The sequence below is a fragment of the Johannesbaptistia floridana genome (genome assembly GCF_057440575.1).
Genome location: NZ_JALKVM010000164.1, coordinates 1 through 2499 on the forward strand (window position 1 = coordinate 1; position 2499 = coordinate 2499).

General features: G+C 38.5%; 2 protein-coding genes and 1 pseudogene. All 3 read left to right on the forward strand.

The window, feature by feature from the left end; translation table 11 throughout:
- Positions 1 to 239: 239 nt before the first annotated feature.
- A complete protein-coding gene (locus MW688_RS11130) occupies positions 240 to 1010 on the forward strand; it encodes a peroxiredoxin-like family protein (protein ID WP_486736048.1) in 771 nt (256 codons plus the stop codon).
- Positions 1011 to 1387: 377 nt separating this feature from the next.
- Entirely contained in the window at positions 1388 to 2041 is a 654-nt protein-coding gene (locus MW688_RS11135; protein ID WP_486736049.1) for a SnoaL-like polyketide cyclase, read from the forward strand.
- Between the two features lie 215 nt (positions 2042 to 2256).
- Positions 2257 to 2499, forward strand: a pseudogene (locus MW688_RS11140) (Rpn family recombination-promoting nuclease/putative transposase); the annotation flags it as partial.

Genomic DNA, 2499 nt, shown 5'->3' on the forward strand with positions numbered 1-2499 from the left:
GGGGGAAAAGTTAGTGATAAATGTTGTTAACACCACTGCGGTCACTGCTATAACTGATTAAACGGACTTGATATTACTTCAAAACTCATTACTTCAAAACTCATTACTTCAAGACTCAAAAGGGCGATCGCATTCGACAAGGAAGATACAAGGTTTAGAGAAATAGGCGAATACGCGAATGACTTTTTGAGTATATATACTTGATTTATGAAGACAAAAATCCTTTTAAATTGAGAGAAATGAATAATCCTGATAAAAGTATCTATACTATTCTAGAAGCTACAGAACGTGAAAGAGTTGTGGATGGGGTTAGACTTCCTATCCTGGTAGATTGTGCCGTAGATCAGAAATTATTGGTATTGTTATGGTCACAGTTAGGCGACTTTGATTCCTTAGAGTATGCCTGGTGGTTGCAGAAAGCCTCAACTTTATTGAGAGAAAAAAATATTCAAGTAAGGGCCGTGGGAATTGGCGATCGCCAATCTGGATTAAAGTTTTGTGAATATACAGGTTTTCCCCCAGAAGCACTTTTTATAGATCCTCAGGCACAATTGCACCATCAATTAAACTTATATTCTGGCTTAAGGTGGAGATTTCCTTTTCTCTCTTCTAGTCAACAAGCTTGGATAAACTTGATGGTGATGTGTGCAGGTATTGCTAGTCCCGGTACTCTAAAAGAAGTACTAAGAGGATATACAGGCGATCGCCAGGCGCCACAACTAATTGATAATCAAGAAACAATTAAGGCTTTTCCCTTACCATCGCTACCTGGTTCTTTTTTCCCTGGAGGACAAGGATTCCAGCGTCCTCTTGAATTAGCTACTCTGAGACTAAGAAATATGGGAGAAGTTCTCAGTAATTGGAAAACTTATGTACCTGATGCCTCTTACCTCACTCAAAGAGGCGGCACATTTTATTTTGATACTAACCGCAATCTACTCTATCAACATCGAGATCCTGGGGTGTTAGGATTTGCCGAGAATATGAGTAATCCTTTGGCTTTTATTTAACCTTGCTGAAATTTACTATCACTCATATCTTTTATTGGTACTTTTGTACTAAAATAGGGAAAAGGCTAGTAGGTTGTTGGGTGTAGTGACCAAGGGCCCAACCTACAGGCTATTAAATATTATTGAGGATTAGAGTTATATGAGCCAAGTACAAACGATTTGCATCTAATCTTATAGTGAGGTTGGCGATTGCGCTAAACAATTGTTTAATTAATTGTGCTTTCATAAGATTTTTGAGGATTTGCTGAGATTGAGTCACACATAAGCCTTAGGAATGTATAGAGTTGTTACCTTCAGTAATTTTATTTATTTGTTGATGATATACTCTAGTTAGCTTATTTTTATGTCACTTCTACTGAGCTAAAAAAATCCCAACCATGAATGAAAATAAAGATCTTCCTCTTCAAATACAAAATCGTGAAGAAGTCCTAAAACACAGCGAAGGTGTTGAATGGCGTTATGGGGAAGTCCCCAGCTACGCTCATGTCAATCCCCATCGTGAGCGTGAGCGTCAGTTTAATCATGCAGAAGGGTCTTTGAATGCAATCGCCCATAACTTAGTGAGAACCTTTGAGATGGAGGCGACCTTTAAAACCAATCCTGAGCAATGGATTTCCGTTGTTACTGATAAATTTCGGATGCAGACAAACGGAGGCAAAGAGTACACCGCTCAGGATATTGCCAATGAAGGCACTTATAACCTGTTTTTAGAAGATTCGGAACATTATCAGTCCTCAAAAGAAGACTTTGAGTCTTCCTATGAATTATTCCACACGGCTTTTCCTGAAGGTTTTCATTGGGAGTTAGTTGAGGTGGTCGCAGGTCCTCCAAACGTTGTTTTTAAATGGAGACATTGGGGGAACTTCAAAGGCTCTTATAAAGATCATCAACCCACTGAAGAAGCGATTGAGATTGTGGGCTTAAGTATTGCCAAGGTAACGGATGATCTAAAGATTGAGTCCGTTGAACATTTCTTTGATACCAATAAGTTTTTAAGCAAGCTAACAAGTGGTGGTCATCCCCATCACTAAAAAGCACTCACATGTTGATGAAAAGCAAGGCAGAAGCTAGTTTCTAGCCTTGCTTTTATGTCGGCAAGTACAAATAATTACACTGAAGAAATTTATATAACCAAGGATGATAATATTTCAATATAGCAATTCTCATACTGGTGAGGTACAGAGGTTATCCTTTTGAGGCAGGAGAGGCAGGAGGCAGGAGAGGCAAGAGAGTTAGGTACAACCTCATGAGTCCGAAAAATGCTCTAGAAACAGTAACCGATAGAAGAGAAAAAAGTAACCTAACAGCAGCCACGGCAATATTAGCAAACTTAGTCATCGAAGAAGAAATAATCAAGACAATATTAAGGAGTGACATTATGCAAGAATCAGCAATTTATCAAGAAATATATCGCGAAGGAGAATTAAAAGGCAAACAAGAAGGCAAATTAGAAGGCAAATTAGAAGTAGCCTTAAATTTACTCAGAAGA

Excerpts from the sequence above, each read along its gene's own strand:
- MW688_RS11130 (WP_486736048.1), top strand. The coding sequence starts at position 240 with ATGAATAATCCTGATAAAAGTATCTATACTATTCTAGAAGCTACAGAA.
- MW688_RS11135 (WP_486736049.1), top strand. The coding sequence starts at position 1,388 with ATGAATGAAAATAAAGATCTTCCTCTTCAAATACAAAATCGTGAAGAA.